General features: G+C 39.0%; 15 protein-coding genes. 9 read left to right on the top strand and 6 right to left on the bottom strand.

Annotated features, from left to right (window positions below):
* Positions 1 to 17: 17 nt before the first annotated feature.
* A complete protein-coding gene (locus B1R93_RS02490) occupies positions 18 to 863 on the top strand; it encodes an SDR family oxidoreductase (RefSeq protein WP_088102405.1) in 846 nt (281 codons plus the stop codon).
* Between the two features lie 54 nt (positions 864 to 917).
* Here the strand turns inward: B1R93_RS02490 and B1R93_RS02485 are convergent, their stop codons facing one another.
* The 4 genes from B1R93_RS02485 to B1R93_RS02470 all read right to left on the bottom strand — a co-directional run bounded on the left by B1R93_RS02485 (position 918) and on the right by B1R93_RS02470 (position 4,492).
* Entirely contained in the window at positions 918 to 2,696 is a 1,779-nt protein-coding gene (locus tag B1R93_RS02485; RefSeq protein WP_088102404.1) for a S8 family peptidase, read from the bottom strand.
* A gap of 18 nt (positions 2,697 to 2,714) precedes the next feature.
* The gene (locus tag B1R93_RS02480) at positions 2,715 to 3,269 is read right to left on the bottom strand and encodes a GNAT family N-acetyltransferase (protein ID WP_088102403.1); all 555 of its coding nucleotides are present in this window, start codon (positions 3,267 to 3,269) and stop codon (positions 2,715 to 2,717) included.
* A complete protein-coding gene (locus B1R93_RS02475) occupies positions 3,266 to 4,075 on the bottom strand; it encodes a divergent polysaccharide deacetylase family protein (RefSeq protein ID WP_088102402.1) in 810 nt (269 codons plus the stop codon). The genes B1R93_RS02480 and B1R93_RS02475 overlap by 4 nt, the downstream gene beginning before the upstream one ends.
* 114 nt (positions 4,076 to 4,189) lie before the next feature.
* The gene (locus B1R93_RS02470) at positions 4,190 to 4,492 is read right to left on the bottom strand and encodes a MerR family transcriptional regulator (RefSeq protein WP_088102401.1); all 303 of its coding nucleotides are present in this window, start codon (positions 4,490 to 4,492) and stop codon (positions 4,190 to 4,192) included.
* Between the two features lie 282 nt (positions 4,493 to 4,774).
* Between B1R93_RS02470 and B1R93_RS02465 the strand changes: the two genes are divergently transcribed.
* The 5 genes from B1R93_RS02465 to cobT all read left to right on the top strand — a co-directional run bounded on the left by B1R93_RS02465 (position 4,775) and on the right by cobT (position 9,871).
* A complete protein-coding gene (locus tag B1R93_RS02465) occupies positions 4,775 to 5,824 on the top strand; it encodes an anthranilate phosphoribosyltransferase (RefSeq protein ID WP_165763706.1) in 1,050 nt (349 codons plus the stop codon).
* Entirely contained in the window at positions 5,821 to 7,272 is a 1,452-nt protein-coding gene (gene cobA / locus B1R93_RS02460; protein ID WP_088102399.1) for a uroporphyrinogen-III C-methyltransferase, read from the top strand. The genes B1R93_RS02465 and cobA overlap by 4 nt, the downstream gene beginning before the upstream one ends.
* 15 nt (positions 7,273 to 7,287) lie before the next feature.
* Positions 7,288 to 8,118, top strand: coding sequence for a sirohydrochlorin chelatase (locus B1R93_RS02455; protein ID WP_088102398.1), 831 nt, complete (start codon positions 7,288 to 7,290; stop codon positions 8,116 to 8,118).
* The gene (locus B1R93_RS02450; RefSeq protein WP_088102397.1) at positions 8,115 to 8,741 is read left to right on the top strand and encodes a precorrin-2 dehydrogenase/sirohydrochlorin ferrochelatase family protein; all 627 of its coding nucleotides are present in this window, start codon (positions 8,115 to 8,117) and stop codon (positions 8,739 to 8,741) included. The genes B1R93_RS02455 and B1R93_RS02450 overlap by 4 nt, the downstream gene beginning before the upstream one ends.
* 110 nt (positions 8,742 to 8,851) lie before the next feature.
* Positions 8,852 to 9,871, top strand: a complete 1,020-nt coding sequence (gene cobT, locus B1R93_RS02445) for a nicotinate-nucleotide--dimethylbenzimidazole phosphoribosyltransferase (RefSeq protein WP_088102396.1) — start codon at positions 8,852 to 8,854, stop codon at positions 9,869 to 9,871.
* Between the two features lie 87 nt (positions 9,872 to 9,958).
* Here the strand turns inward: cobT and folE2 are convergent, their stop codons facing one another.
* Positions 9,959 to 10,855, bottom strand: a complete 897-nt coding sequence (folE2, locus tag B1R93_RS02440; protein ID WP_425348932.1) for a GTP cyclohydrolase FolE2 — start codon at positions 10,853 to 10,855, stop codon at positions 9,959 to 9,961.
* A gap of 150 nt (positions 10,856 to 11,005) precedes the next feature.
* Between folE2 and B1R93_RS02435 the strand changes: the two genes are divergently transcribed.
* The 3 genes from B1R93_RS02435 (at position 11,006) to B1R93_RS02425 (ending at position 13,767) form a co-directional block, all read left to right on the top strand.
* Positions 11,006 to 11,299: a hypothetical protein gene (locus B1R93_RS02435; protein WP_088102394.1), complete on the top strand. Its 294-nt coding sequence runs from the start codon at positions 11,006 to 11,008 to the stop codon at positions 11,297 to 11,299.
* A 242-nt stretch (positions 11,300 to 11,541) separates the two neighbouring features.
* The gene (locus B1R93_RS02430; protein ID WP_088102393.1) at positions 11,542 to 12,912 is read left to right on the top strand and encodes an aspartate kinase; all 1,371 of its coding nucleotides are present in this window, start codon (positions 11,542 to 11,544) and stop codon (positions 12,910 to 12,912) included.
* 201 nt (positions 12,913 to 13,113) lie between these two features.
* On the top strand, positions 13,114 to 13,767 hold the full coding sequence (locus B1R93_RS02425) for a hypothetical protein (RefSeq protein ID WP_088102392.1): 654 nt from the start codon (positions 13,114 to 13,116) through the stop codon (positions 13,765 to 13,767).
* Positions 13,768 to 13,815: 48 nt separating this feature from the next.
* Here B1R93_RS02425 and B1R93_RS02420 read toward each other — a convergent pair whose 3' ends face one another.
* The gene (locus tag B1R93_RS02420) at positions 13,816 to 14,667 is read right to left on the bottom strand and encodes an ion transporter (protein WP_088102391.1); all 852 of its coding nucleotides are present in this window, start codon (positions 14,665 to 14,667) and stop codon (positions 13,816 to 13,818) included.
* Positions 14,668 to 14,679: the final 12 nt, after the last annotated feature.

The following is a 14,679-nucleotide window of genomic DNA, read 5'->3' as shown; positions in this document are numbered from 1 at the left end:
TAAGGAGAGAGTACGACATGACCGTAAATCATTCAGGATTAAAAGACAAAGTAGCAGTTGTTACAGGCGGCGGTGGAGTTCTTTGTGGTTGTATGGCAAAAGAGTTAGGAAGACAGGGAATGAAAGTAGCTGTTTTAAATCGTACGTATGAAAAAGCGGTCTCTGTTGTTGAAGAAATTAAACTAGCTGGAGGTACTGCAATGGCAGTACAATGCGACGTAACGAACGTCGCGAGTGTGAAGGAAGCAGAACAGCAAGTATTTGATACGTATGGTCGTGTCGATGTTTTAATTAATGGAGCTGGTGGGAATCACCCAAAAGGTAGTACGACAAATGAGACATTAATTTTGAAAGACATCGATCGTGATGACATGGTGAGTTTTTTTGATTTAACAGCAGAAGGCTTTGAATTTGTATTTAATTTAAATGTGATCGGTACACTGATTCCAACTCAAATATTCTCGAAAAGAATGCTTCATACTAAAGGAACCGTCATTAATATTTCTTCAATGAGTGCTCCATCTCCAATGACGAAGGTCCCAGCTTATAGTGCAGCAAAAGCAGCAATTGATAATTTTACCCAATGGCTTGCTGTTCATATGGCCGAAGCTGGTATTCGAGTCAATGCGATTGCGCCCGGCTTTTTCTTAACAGAGCAGAACCGAAAATTATTAACGAATCCAGATGGAAGTTATACGGAGCGAACGGAAAAGATTATTGCCCATACACCGATGAGGAGACTTGGAAAGGCTGAAGATTTGTTAGGAACATTATTATGGCTAATTGACGAGGACTCAAGTCAGTTTGTAACAGGTATAACTGTTCCAGTTGACGGTGGGTTTATGGCATATGCAGGGGTATAAAGAATGAAACGTGTGTGTCTCAAAAGGTTATTTCTCTTTTGAGACACACACTCTTTATTCGGAAATGGATTCAAGTGCCTTTGCAACATCAACTTCACCGAATCCATAATATTGATCGTGGCCTTTAGTACCAAGATCCTTTGCTGTCGAACGTATAACATGGTAGACGTCCTCAACGTTTAAATCAGGTCTTAATGCACGAATTAACCCAGCTAGGCCAGCTACATGCGGTGAAGCCATTGATGTCCCAGACATGACAACATAATTATTATCAGGGAATAGACTCGGAATATGGGCACCTGGTGCTGTAACATCGACATGTGGGCCATAGTTTGAAAAGAATGCCCGATTTCTCGTATCATCAACAGCAGCGACAGTAAGGACTTCTTCATAATTTGCTGGATACATCGGGTCAGATACATTGTCATTACCAGAAGCAGCAATTAGGACCACATCATGGTCATAAGCATATTTAATGGCTTCGTGTAGGACATCAGCATGATAATAGTCACCTAAGCTCATGTTGATAACCTGTGCGCCATGATCTACTGCCCAATAGATCCCCTTTGCTACTTCATAGGATGTTCCGGCACCGTCCTTGTCGAGTACTTTTACAGGTAAAATCGTACTGTTCCAGGAAACACCTGCAATGCCTGTTACATTGTTTGTAAGTGCTGCAGCTACCCCTGCAACATGTGTCCCGTGACCATGTTCATCGGTGAACTCAGATGAATCATCAAATGCATTGTATCCATGTTTAATTTTATTTTTTAAGTCAAGATGATCAGGATCGACACCTGTATCAAGGATGGCAATATTTACATTTGCTCCATTAGAGAAATTCCAGCCTCTGCCTGCCTCAATTTGTGTCAGGTTCCATTGATAAGGTTCAAAAAATTCATCATTTGGGATCGTTTGCATCTCAAGACCTTGTTTTGTAAAAACATAATTTGGTTCGACAAAGGATAGATCATAATCACGCTGAAGCCGCTCAATTAGCGTTTCTGTTGAATCGACCTTAGATTTTACGACATAAAATGGAGCAGTATGGTCGATAAGAGTGAGTTCGGGATGATCTGCAAACCAAGCATCCGCTGTTTCTGGATGCTTAAACTTAATAACAGCCTGTTGTTCTTCATAATGGACTTGATTTTTTTCTGGTTTTTGCTCTTTAGAATGCACAACAATTTGCCAGCCTAACTCTGGTACGGTTTGTGCTTGAAGATGTTCCGGCATATCTTTCGTTGTTTCCCATTGAACTTTCGGATCTTGTCCCGAGACGAAGAAATTACCATTAGCATCTGCAACTGAAGCCATATCTTTTACGAACTCTTTTACAAATGATAAGTTAATTTCTCCAATCATTTTTTTATGATCATTAATCTGTTCACCCATTAACATATATTGCTCACCATCTACTTCATATGGATCGGAGAATTCGCTCTCCATATGATGATGGCTTAGTAATGAGGCATCTTGCTGAGACATTTCACCGACTTCTAATACTTTTTCGTTATTTTCAAGGATAGCAAATCCGTGAAAATGTGAATGTTCCCCTAGTTCTTCTTCAAAACGTTGCTTTAATTGCTGCTCTGATAAATCAGCCTCAGCCCAGCGGTTCATTTGAGCTGACAGTTGCTTAATAAACATCGATGTGGTCATAGATAAATCTTCTGCTGTTAATTTATCCATTGCGGAGGCTTCCAATGTTTGCGGAATATCTTTGTGTTGGATTGTAATCTGCTGATCTTCAATTAAAATGTTAGCGATAAACGTAAGCGCTAGAGCAACACCAGCTAAAATAGTGACAGTCTTTATTATACGCCATGACATGTAAAATCCTCCTTGCTACTAGTTATTCTCTTTAAAAAAATAAGCCATAAAAATTTCATCTACATATTCACCATTAAGAAAAGCTTGCTCCTTTTGAATGCCTTCTACGATAAACCCGTATTTTTCATAAAGCGATTTAGCGATCTGATTTGAAGAGAAGACGGTTAGGCATAATTTACGCAATTGATGAATGCGACACCATTCCAACGTATACTCCATTAATTTTTTACCAATACCTTTACCCTGGGCTTCAGGATGAAGCCATGTACGAAAAAGTCCTGTATGTTCCTTCATTTTTAACTCGCCACGAATCACTCTAGCAATTCCACGAGAACTCCCATCAACATCAACGACAATGTACATGTTATCTTTTTCTTTCATCTCTTCAATAAAAGCGTACTCTTCTTCAAGTGTGCGCGGACGTTCTTTTTGAATAAATGCTCCATTAGATACTATTGAAGAGACGGAATCGGTAATGTCATAGGCATCGCTTTTTTGTACTGGGCGAAGTGTGACAATTGATTCATCCTTTGCAGTAAATGTCATAATAAGTTGATCTTCAGTAGTAATCATCTGTCCATCCCCTCTGCTTCCCAAAAATGTTCAGGGTCTTCTTCAATTTTGGAGTTGATTAGGTGTGAAATAGGAACAAGCTTAACCCCTTTCTCTTCCATGAAGGATAAGCCATTACATATCCCTGCTACGGTTTCCTTTCCTTTTATACCTACATGTCCAATTCCGATTGCTTTACCGTCCTCAGAAGAAATCGTCGAAAGCTTTCTCATTTGTTTGTTTACATGGTGCCTAGAAGAAAAAGTATCGTCTAAAAAAACATTACGAGTGGCATATCGAACTCCTAGCTCCTCGGCAAGTTCTGGAATCACCGATTTTCCACTAGTTCCGCTATCTATGATGTAAAGGGAGTTTTCTTTAAGGACCTTAACAACAGTCCGCATAATGCGTTCATTTTCAACTATTTTAGAGCCCATATGATTATTAAGGCCAACAGCATGCGGGACATTTTCAATTGCATCTTCAATGATTTGGCGAATTTCATTGTCCATTAAGGTTGAAGTAATCGCTTTTGGACCTAACCATGATGCTTTTCCTTTTTTTGGTTCCATTGGTAAGTGAATCATGACTTCATGACCGGCTTTGTGCGCTAGTTCCGCCTGTTCTGTTGATTGTTCCTTAAAAGGCATAATGGCAATCGTAACGGGAATGTCTCCAGTCAGAAATTCATCTACACCGTTTACATCACCACCAAAATCGTCTATTATGATTGAAGCTAACGGCTGATTTTTGGCAAATGTAGAACTATTGAATAGTAGAAGACAAGATATTGTAAGGATGAATAGGATGCTACTTTTTTTAATCATAAAGTCCTCCTTTCATTAGTTGAGAATCGTGTATAATTAGTTTGCCAATCGTTTGTCTTTCTATGACTGAAAAACAAAAAAACACACGGTTAACGAAACTCGTTAGCCGTGTGTTTACTTTCTTATATTAAAGGCTGCATTAATTTGACCACGAAGCATACGTTCGCGAACTTCTTGCTTTTTAATTGCTTTTTGCTCCATTTTCCGAATTTCGAAGGTTTGCATCCCATCCTCCATTTTGTTTGCGATATCGATTAGGCGTTCGATATCTAAAAATGAATATTTACGAGTCCCTCCTTTTGTACGTTCCGGAAAAAGTAATTTTCGTTCCTCATAATAGCGTATTTTTCTCTCCGACAACCCCGTTAATTCACTCACTACTCCTATCGTGATTACCTTTTTATCTTTATAGGACACCCATTCCACCTCACAGATGTTTAAGTTAGAATGTTAAATCTTTTTTTAACTATAACATAAGCTGCTAATGTTCATGATAGATATTGTTAGATAATCTTACGCTTTTTCTTGGTGGATTTTTCAAATAAAAAAGAATCCGTATCTAGTAATCAATAAATTTACGACCTAAAGTAAAACTGCGACAGAAATTTAACTTATTAGACATTGCCTCCTAATAGAAACTTGTATTATACTTTATAAAACTTAGGAATGTGGTCGGATATTGTTGGAAGAGGTGAGAGCATGCAAAATTGGTTAAAGGAAGTTGCGAGAGGAAAGAAAAACTCTCGTGATTTAACATATGAGGAAGCGTACGAAGCGGCTATGGATATAACGGAAGGGAAAGCATCTTCTGCACAAATTGCTGCATTTTTAATTGCAGAAAGGATGAAGGAGGAAGCACCTGAAGAATTATTAGCGTTCATTCATGCGTTTCACGAAAAAACCAATCACCTTAACGCTCCCATAAAAGGAATGCTCGATTGTGCAGGACCTTATGTTGGACGAAACTCATTCGTTGCAACTATCCCCGTCGCTTTACTATTATCAGCTATAGGAATCCCTGTATTCTTACATAGTAGCGATTCACTCCCACCGAAATACGGGAGCACAATTAAAGCGATCCTTGAGCAACTTGGAATTGAGACAATGGCTTCTGTAGAGGGGATAGAACGCTCGTTATCAACGGTACAGCTAGGGTTTGCTGATACGGAATTTCATTGTCGTCCATTGGCAAGCTTACGTGAAATACGGGAGGAAATTGGTGTTCGCTCATTACTAAATACAGTAGAAAAATTAATAAGAGTTGCACAAGGGGAAGCTGTGGTGCTCGGTGTTTTTCATAAAACTGCAATAAATAATCTTATACCGGTTGTACGAAAATTACCTTACAAGCAAATGTTTATTGTTCAAGGTATTGAAGGATCCGAAGATATTCCTGTTCACCGTCATAGTAGCTTTATATACAAGGTTACTGAGGATGGAGAAGAAATGCTAACAGTAAGACCAAAGGATTATCAGCTTGAGCATCAAAAGGACAAAGAAAAAGAGCAACTAACACTCAGGCAGCAAGTTTCGATAATAAATGAAATTATAGTTGGTTCCGAGAATGAGTATCTCCATTATTTTCGTGACCAAGTCATTTTCAATGCAGGGATTCGGTTATGGTTACTGGAGAGGGTCTCTAGTATCGAAGCAGGGATAGAAGAAGCAAGGTATCTGCTTAACCAAGGAGAGGCGAAACAGCAGTTGGAGAAATGGCAGCAACAGGGGAAGGTTGAGGGAAAATCATGAAAAAGCAAGGGTATGTCTATCTCATTGGAGCAGGTCCAGGGGATATTCGATTAATGACATTAAAAGGTTTAGAGTGTATACAGCAAGCCGATGTGATTTTATACGATCGTTTGGTCAATCCTCTCTTATTAGAATGGACGAAGCCAGAGGCTGAACTAGTCTATTGTGGGAAGCTACCGCAGCGACACGTTTTAAGACAAGACGCCATTAATGAATTACTCGTGAAGTATGGACAGGCTGGGAAAATAGTGGTGCGGTTAAAAGGAGGAGACCCTAGTGTATTTGGTCGAGTTGGTGAAGAAGCGGAAGCACTAGAAGCTAATCATGTTCCTTACGAAATTGTTCCAGGTGTAACAGCAGGAATAGGAGCCGCTACATATGCTGGTGTACCTGTTACACATCGCGATTACGGAGCATCTTTCGCTGTTATTACTGGACATGATAAATCAGAATCTGGTCATCCTCTTATTGATTGGAAAGGGTTAGCATCTGCAATTGATACGATTGCTTTTTATATGGGAGTAGGAAATCTACAGTATATTTCTGATCAATTAATTAAACACGGTCGCGATCCGAAAACACCTGTTCTTTTAATACAATGGGGAACAATTGGAAAGCAACAAACGCTAGAGGGGACATTGGATTCCATTGCTCAAAAGGCTATGGAAACAAATTTTAAAAACCCAGCAATAACTTTAGTGGGGGATGTTGTAAAGTTAAGAAAAGGAAAAAGTTGGTTTGAACGACAGCCACTTTTTAATCAGCATATTTTACTCGGGCGAACGGGTGATGAACCTAGCCTCATTGCAAAGAGATTACGAGAATATGGGGCTGACGTATTTGAATTCCCGCGCTGGAGAAGTCAGTCAACATTAATGGATATGAATGTCGAGGAATACGAACAAATTTTGTTCACTTCACCTAAAAGTGTAGAATGTTTTTTTGCGTGGTTAAAGGAGAAACGAATTGATGTAAGGTTTGTGAAAGCAAGGTTTTACGGGGCTTCGGTTAAGTCAATTCGAGCTATCGAGCAATTTGCTTGTATTGCAGAACCAGTACATGCGATGATTGACGATAAAAAGCTCCTTATTCTTGGAGATGATACGTGGGAAGCAGAAAATGCAGGAAGGCATGAAGCTTACGGGCAACATGATTTCGTTATGACTCACTCTTCAACAAAGGTAAGCCAAGCTGAACGCACGTTTCAACGTCTTTTAGATGAGGATCGGATTAAAACAATCATTTTCCCTAGTGCTAAGTCGGTCCGTGTTGTAAGTGAAAGCCTTGAATCATGTGGACAATCTCCCGAACGGTTATCGTCGATAGCGAAAATCATTTGTTTCGGAGAAAAATCTAGAACTGCTGCTATTGAATGTGGTTATCATGTTGATGACACATTGCCTGAACCAAGTGCGGATGCTTTGCTAAAAGCATTATGTAACGAATAAAGGTTGGTGAGAGGAATGCAAGCTATACTATATGTTGGACATGGAAGTAGGGTAAAAGAGGGGAACGAGGAGCTACTTACTTTTGTCGAAAAAGCAAAGAAGAAATTAAGCTCTATCCCTATTCAAGAAAGCTGTTTTATTGAATTATCGGATCCGTCAATTGCAGCCGGAATTGAGGCCTGTATCAATCAAGGGGCAACGGAAGTCGCTGTCGTTCCAGTCCTTCTTTTAACGGCTAATCATGCGAAAATGGATATTCCGATTGAAATAGATAAAGCAAAGAAACGTTATCCACATGTGAACTTTACGTATGGTCGTCCTCTCGGAGTTGAGCTAACCATAATTCGTATTTTAAAGGAACGGCTAGAGTCGGCAGGGCTGTACTCAAGTAAAGGTCGGCCAGAGTATGATGAACGAGAACCTGTTTCAGTGTTACTTGTCGGAAGGGGAAGTAGCGATCCAGATGCAAATAGCGATTTAGTAAAGATTTCACGCTTGCTATGGGAGTACTCACCGATTTCAGATGTAGATGTGTGTTATATTGCAGCAACACGACCGACGGTTAATGAAGGACTTGAGCGAATTAATCGGATTCCGAATAAAAAGGTTTTTGTGCTTCCTTATCTTTTATTTACAGGCGTATTAATGAAGGGGCTACAAGAAATGCTTCATACATGGAATCAAAATACAGAGAAAGAATTTATTCTATGCTCTTACCTTGGGTTTGATGATGAGTTAGTTAATGTTTTAGTAAATCGTATTGAAGAGCTTTTACGAAGTGAGGTCAAGATTAACTGTGATGCCTGTCAATTTCGACTAAACCATTTAGAAGGGCCATTTACATGAAGCGGCTCCCAATGATGGTACAGCTCAATGGTCGTCACGTGGCCGTAATTGGTGGAGGGGGAGTAGCAGCAAGAAGAATTCCACGGTTATATGAGGCAGGCGCCGTGATAACAGTATATTCACCGACTCTGCACCCTACTCTTGAGTCGTATATCCAAATGGAGGGGGTTAGTTGGAAACAAGTCGCAGTAGAAATGACAGACTCTTTTGATGCGGATCTTTTGTTCATTACTACCAATAATTCAACGTTGAATCAGTCTTTATATGAGCATCGACACCGAAACCAGTGGGTTTATATAGCTGATGATCCGGAAAAAAGTGACATCCACTTTCCTGCTGTAATCGAAAAGCAGCGTTTAACGATTGCCTTGGCAACAGCAGGGGCAAGTCCTACCTATGCCAAACGATTAAAGAAAAATCTGGAAAACTGGTTGAGCACGGAGATAGAGGATGATTTACTATTTCTAGAGAATGCAAGAAAAGCTGTACTAGCGTCGGGATTGGCTTCACAAAAAAGAAAGCAACTTCTTCAAGAGATTTCGACGGAGTCCTTTTTACAAGATGACAAGCGTGCTCTCAAGTTTCAGCAGAAATTAAAAAAGCTAATAAGTGAACGATTATAAGAGGTATTTAAAAAAGGTGATTCTTGACCTAATGGGGCACCTCCGAACTTCACATTAGCGAATAAATGAACAGGTTACTCCTTAATTTATGAGATTGGGTGAAAAGGAAAATGACAATACAAGCATTTAATGAAGAAGTTATAACTGAAGCGAGCAATCATCTTAATCAATTAACAAAACCGGTAGGAAGTCTAGGACGGCTTGAGCAGTTGGCTATTCAATTAGCAGGAATAACGGGGGAGATGCGACCAACGATTGAAAAACCAGCCATTATCGTTGCAGCAGCAGATCATGGGATTGTTGAAGAAGGTGTCTCTGCATATCCTCAAGCCGTTACTGCCTTAATGGTTGATAATTTCGTAAAAGGTGGGGCGGCAATTAATGTTTTTGGACGACAAATCGGTGCTCCTGTTTATGTCGTTGATGTCGGCATAAATGCAAATCTCGAACATCAACCAATTGAACATCAGAAAGTCAAATATGGGACAAATAATTTTTATAAAGAAGATGCGATGAGTGAAAAAGATGTAGAAGCCGCCATTGAAGTTGGACGCTTAATTGCCTCAAAACGAATCTCTGAAGGTCACAAAGTGTTAATTACAGGTGAGATGGGGATTGGAAATACAACATCATCGAGTGCGTTAATTGCAGCGTTTACAGGAATTGATGTTGAAAAGGTTGTTGGCACTGGTACAGGTATTGATCAAACTGGGAAGCAGCGGAAAATCACCATTATAAAAGAATCTTTACATAAACGTGGAATTACAAATACGTTATCACCGATTCAAGTTGTAGCAAAGATTGGTGGACTTGAAATAGCAGCATTAACGGGAGTGATTTTAGAAGGTGCCGAGAAGAAAATCCCCGTTATTATTGATGGTCTAATTTCTTCAGCTGCTGCACTTGTTGCGAGTGAACTTGTTCCAGAGGTCCGACCATATTTACTGATAGCACATCAATCGGCTGAACCCGGTCATCACCTGTTATTAAATTACTTGGGAGTTTCACCACTTTTACATCTTAACTTACGACTTGGGGAAGGGACTGGAGCGGCTTTAGCTTATCCTTTGTTAGAAGCAGCGTCGCGAGTAATGAAGGAAATGGCGACGTTTAAGGATATTGGTTTATAAAAGATAGATATGAGTAAAGGGAGTGCCCCAAAAGGTATGTTTGACCTTTGGGGCACTAAGTTATTTTTGGGGAGTAGTCCCTATCTATTAGTCTTGCTTAGTGAAGGCCAATTTCGAAATCGCATCATGCTGGTGAATCGATTCTTCATTCCGGCATTCAATTTCGAAAGCAACGACATTTTCGTTTTCATATAAATCGGCTGCAACGAGTCTAGCTAAGTCCTCGACAAAACGTGGATTTTCATAGGCACGTTCCGTTACAGCCTTTTCGTCTGGGCGCTTTAAGACAGGATATAAAATTGAGCTTGCGTTGCTTTCAGCGGCCTCTAGTAGTATTGCTTTCCAATCAGTTTGATCGCCTTCTACTGGAGTTACGGTCATCGTTACAAATCCACGCTGATTATGGGCACTGTATTCGCTTATTTCCTTAGAGCAAGGACATAATGTAGTAACTGCAGCTGTTAGTATAATTTGAGTTGAATATCCTTGTGCTTCATCAAATGTGACATTATAAGTTACGTCAGCATGAGCCATTCCTTCCTTTCCCATGGCAGGACTTGCTTTTGTGAAAAACCAAGGGAAGCTCACTTGAACATTCGATGATTGTTGTTTCATTTCTCTAGCTAGAATCGCTGCAAATTCTCGTAATGTTTCTACCGAAAGAATATGAGATTGATAAAAGATGTGAAGCTGCTCAGTTAAACGACTCATGTTTATTCCTTTATATTCAGCGGCTAAACTTGTTGTTAACGCAAATTCAGCTGTTGTCGTTTGAACTGTCGGGGCTAGGTCTGATTCAATCATAACCGGGTATTTAACTTTTGAAATCCCGACCTGTTGAATAGGAAAATAATAATCGGCAGGCTTATTTTGTAAATCCGGCATTTTATCCTTTTCTGTTGGTTTTGTCCCTAGTATAGGGTCAACTGATCCAAAATGGCGGTGTCTTTCTGCCTTTGGTGGTAAAGATTTGTTCATCGCTATCACTCCTGTATTTTTTTCATTATCTATTATTGTAGAAATAGATAGAAATAAGATGTAATCACTTGCGGTTATTTGTTGAATCTTTGTTGCAAATCTATATTCTTCATATTACACTACTTAGTGAAAAATAGACAAGGAAGTGAGCGTGAAATGAAGAAAGGAACGCTATTTTTTGTTAGTTTAGCTGTTTTTCTAGTCGTACTTGGTTTTTCTATTCAAACAACGGTTTTTCCAGCAGAGAATTCACGGGTAATCGTTGACCACACACTAGATGTTTATACTTCTCCAAAGTGTTTTGATCAAGCTAATTTAACGAATAATTTAGAAGAAACAACTTGGAAGGCTGCAAAGGAAATGAATTATCCTCCAGAATCTGAATGTACAATGGCAGCGTTTGAAGGAGTAAAAAAGTCTCTCCTTGTCTCTTGGTTTAGCTCTCGATAATATAGTTCGACCGTTTTAGCTTTCGACAGGTGAGTAAGGGAGGCATTCGTTCAAAATAGTGCGTATTTGATGGAACAAATAGGTGACAGGATGTAAGAGTGAGTAGCCAATAAATCCCGCTAATAGTGGGGTTAAACCTCTTTTGCCAAAGTAAGATTCCTATGATATAGTTGGAATGTTCTCATAATAATATTGTGAAATTAGTTGACAGAAAGCAAGAATGATAGGAGCTGGAAAAAAAGATGAAGGTAGCTAAATTTGGAGGAACATCAGTTGCAAGTGCTGAACAAATTCGTAAGGTTGCAGCAATTGTGGCTGAAGATAAAGAGCGTAAATTAATCGTCGTCTCTGCACCGGGTAAGCGAAGCAGTGATGATACGAAAGTTACAGATTTACTAATTAAATTAGGAGAAACATATTTAACTAAAGGAGAAGCGGAGGAGGAGTTACAGGCTGTAGTCTCTAGATATGATTCTATTGCTACTGAATTAGGGTTAGATGGCGAAATTACAGCGACAATTGAGGCTGATTTACGTGAGCGTTTAACGTTCGACCGTAATCGACCAGGTTCTTTTATGGATTTAATTAAAGCGAGTGGAGAGGATAATAACGCAAAATTAATTGCGGCATTTTTACAAAAGGAAGGTATTAACGCTGTCTATGTGAATCCTCAAGATGCAGGTTTACTTGTTAGTGACGAGCCTGGTAATGCACAAGTCCTTTCCGAGGCCTATGATAATTTGAAAAGACTTAGAGACCGAGAAGAAGTGATTGTTTTTCCTGGCTTCTTCGGATACTCAAAGGAAGGGACACTAGTAACGTTTCCGCGCGGTGGTTCTGATATTACTGGCTCTATTTTAGCAGCGGGTACAAAAGCTGATTTATATGAAAACTTTACAGATGTAGATTCAGTATTTGCGGCAAATCCAAATGTGGTTAAAAACCCGGTGAAAATTAAGCGAATGACCTATCGTGAAATGCGTGAATTATCTTATGCAGGCTTCTCGGTATTTCATGATGAAGCGTTAATTCCAGCTTTTAGAAATGATATTCCAGTATGTGTGAAAAATACAAACAATCCTTCCTCAACTGGAACGATGATTATTTCTGAACGCGAATATTTTCTAAATCCTGTTATCGGTATAGCGGCGGATGAAGGTTTCTCAACAATTTACGTTCGAAAGTATTTAATGAACCGAGAGGTTGGATTTGGACGTAAATTACTACAAATTTTAGAGGATGAAGGATTATCGTATGAGCATATCCCTTCTGGAATTGATGATACGTCTGTCATTTTAAGACAAGAGCAGCTTACAGCTGAAATTGAAGAGCGAATTGTTCAGCGTATTCGTGAGGAACTAGCTGTTGATGATGTTTATATCGAACGTGATTTTGCAATGGTTATGATTGTTGGTGAAGGTATGCATAATACTGTTGGGGTTTCTGCGCGAGCAACTCAAGCTCTTGCAAGAGCGAATGTGAATATTGAAATGATTAACCAAGGTTCATCCGAGGTTAGTTTAGTCCTTGGAATTCATTCAGAAGATGCTGATCGCGCCGTCCAAGAGCTTTATCAGGAATTCTTCGGTTCGGCAGATGAAACAGTTCAATAATAGAAAGGATGCTTCGCTGTAGCGAAGCATCCTTTTTGTCTTAAAGATTACTAGTATTCTTGTCAAAGGATAGTGTCGCTAATTTTTGAAGATTATTGAAAAAAATCGAATATTTCTTCATATATTAGCAAAAAGTCCCTTGATTATTTGATGAATTTAGAAAATAATCTAATTAGTATAGTTGGAAGGGACTAAAGGGCGATGAGTATCCAGTTTAAGACACTAGTTGTTCCTAATTTTAAAATCAAAGAAGAACAGATACCGTCTGGTCAAAGCAAAAATAGAAGAGGAAATCCTTATAAAATGGATGTATATGGTGATATCCAAACGAAGGAAAGACAGCTAAGGCTTGAGGAAGAGAAGAAAAAACAAACAGAAGAAGCGAAAAATTTCAAAAAGAAACGGTTAGAAGAGCAACAAGAGGAAAAAAAACAAAACAACATACCAAAGCTTCATGACATTTTAACCTCGTATTACGGCGAGGATGTGTTTAATAGCGATAACTTCTCGATGATCGTATTTAACATTCAAGAGTTAACTAAAAAATTCATTTCCTATCAAATCGATAGTGAAAAACAGGAATGGCAGTCGGTGATTCATCAATTTCGACTTGAGATAAGTTTTGAAGCGTATAAACGCTATTATGAGAGTATGAAAGAAGCGAAATATACGAAATATAATCATTATGAGCTTGAAGGCCATCAGATTCAAAATAAACAGCTGCATTTATCGCACCTTACTACGGATGAAGAGAAGAAAGAAAAGCTAATTGCTTTTTTAGCTTCGGCATTCGTAGTTCAGGCACAAGAAGAGAGAAATAATAAATTCATGAATAAAGCTGCAGGACCTGCTTAATAGAGAATCTATAAATTAAAAAACACCAGTTTCTACTGGCGTTTTTCTTTATATCTTTCCTTGCTGATGAATTTCTTTTAACAGCTTTTTTAAATCTGCTACTTCTTTTCTAAGAGCCTGGATCTCTACTCTTGTCTCGTCCTCATCTGAAGTCCCTTCGGATTCCTTAATGTCATCTTGGTTTGCCTTTTCAACATTGCTGACGATGACACCAATAAATAAGTTGAATACAATGAATGTACCTACTAGGATAAATACCACAAAGTAGGGCCATGACCACCAAGCTTCAGCGAAAATTGGTCTCATTACACCACTAGCCCATGACTCTAATGTTACGACCTGGAATAGTGTAAGTAAAGAAAGCTGAAGATTCCCAAAATACTCAGGAGCAATTTGGGCAAATAACATCGTTCCAATGACGGCAAAAATGTAAAAAATAATACTCATTAAAATAAGAATATTTCCAAGGGCTGGAATGGTCAGTAGTAAGGCATCAACTAAACGTCGCAAAGAAGGAATCACAGAAATCGCACGTAAAACCCTAAGTACACGTAATATTCTTAGTACAGTAATAAAATGGGCGCCAACAAAAAGATGTCCTGCTGCAACAATGATAAAATCGAACCAGTTCCAGCTGCTTTTAAAGAAATTCCTTTTAGGCATTGTTGCAATAAACCGCATTGCAATTTCAATCGTAAAAATCCATAAAAGGATCATATCAGCAATGTGAAACCACTCGTAATAGGATTGAGAAAGAACAGGGTAGGTTTCAAGCCCAACGAGTAAGGCATTGATAAGAATAAAAAAGATTATCGTACTGGAAAACGCTCTGTGAAAGACGATGCGTTGAATAGTACCAATTAATGTATTGGGGGGTAAGAGGTTATTTTGTTTTTCCATTTTTAACTCCTT

The organism is Halalkalibacter urbisdiaboli (assembly GCF_002156385.1).
GTDB classification, from domain to species: domain Bacteria; phylum Bacillota; class Bacilli; order Bacillales; family Bacillaceae_D; genus Halalkalibacter_A; species Halalkalibacter_A urbisdiaboli.
Note: the sequence above shows the minus strand (reverse complement) of the source record. Positions and strands in the feature narration are given on the sequence as shown.

Excerpts from the sequence above, each read along its gene's own strand:
- B1R93_RS02435 (WP_088102394.1), top strand. The coding sequence starts at position 11,006 with ATGAAGAAAGGAACGCTATTTTTTGTTAGTTTAGCTGTTTTTCTAGTC.
- B1R93_RS02455 (WP_088102398.1), top strand. The coding sequence starts at position 7,288 with ATGCAAGCTATACTATATGTTGGACATGGAAGTAGGGTAAAAGAGGGG.
- B1R93_RS02480 (WP_088102403.1), bottom strand. The coding sequence starts at position 3,269 with ATGATTACTACTGAAGATCAACTTATTATGACATTTACTGCAAAGGAT.
- B1R93_RS02465 (WP_165763706.1), top strand. The coding sequence starts at position 4,775 with ATGCAAAATTGGTTAAAGGAAGTTGCGAGAGGAAAGAAAAACTCTCGT.
- B1R93_RS02430 (WP_088102393.1), top strand. The coding sequence starts at position 11,542 with ATGAAGGTAGCTAAATTTGGAGGAACATCAGTTGCAAGTGCTGAACAA.
- B1R93_RS02450 (WP_088102397.1), top strand. The coding sequence starts at position 8,115 with ATGAAGCGGCTCCCAATGATGGTACAGCTCAATGGTCGTCACGTGGCC.
- B1R93_RS02490 (WP_088102405.1), top strand. The coding sequence starts at position 18 with ATGACCGTAAATCATTCAGGATTAAAAGACAAAGTAGCAGTTGTTACA.
- B1R93_RS02420 (WP_088102391.1), bottom strand. The coding sequence starts at position 14,667 with ATGGAAAAACAAAATAACCTCTTACCCCCCAATACATTAATTGGTACT.
- B1R93_RS02485 (WP_088102404.1), bottom strand. The coding sequence starts at position 2,696 with ATGTCATGGCGTATAATAAAGACTGTCACTATTTTAGCTGGTGTTGCT.
- cobT (WP_088102396.1), top strand. The coding sequence starts at position 8,852 with ATGACAATACAAGCATTTAATGAAGAAGTTATAACTGAAGCGAGCAAT.
- B1R93_RS02475 (WP_088102402.1), bottom strand. The coding sequence starts at position 4,075 with ATGATTAAAAAAAGTAGCATCCTATTCATCCTTACAATATCTTGTCTT.
- B1R93_RS02425 (WP_088102392.1), top strand. The coding sequence starts at position 13,114 with ATGAGTATCCAGTTTAAGACACTAGTTGTTCCTAATTTTAAAATCAAA.
- cobA (WP_088102399.1), top strand. The coding sequence starts at position 5,821 with ATGAAAAAGCAAGGGTATGTCTATCTCATTGGAGCAGGTCCAGGGGAT.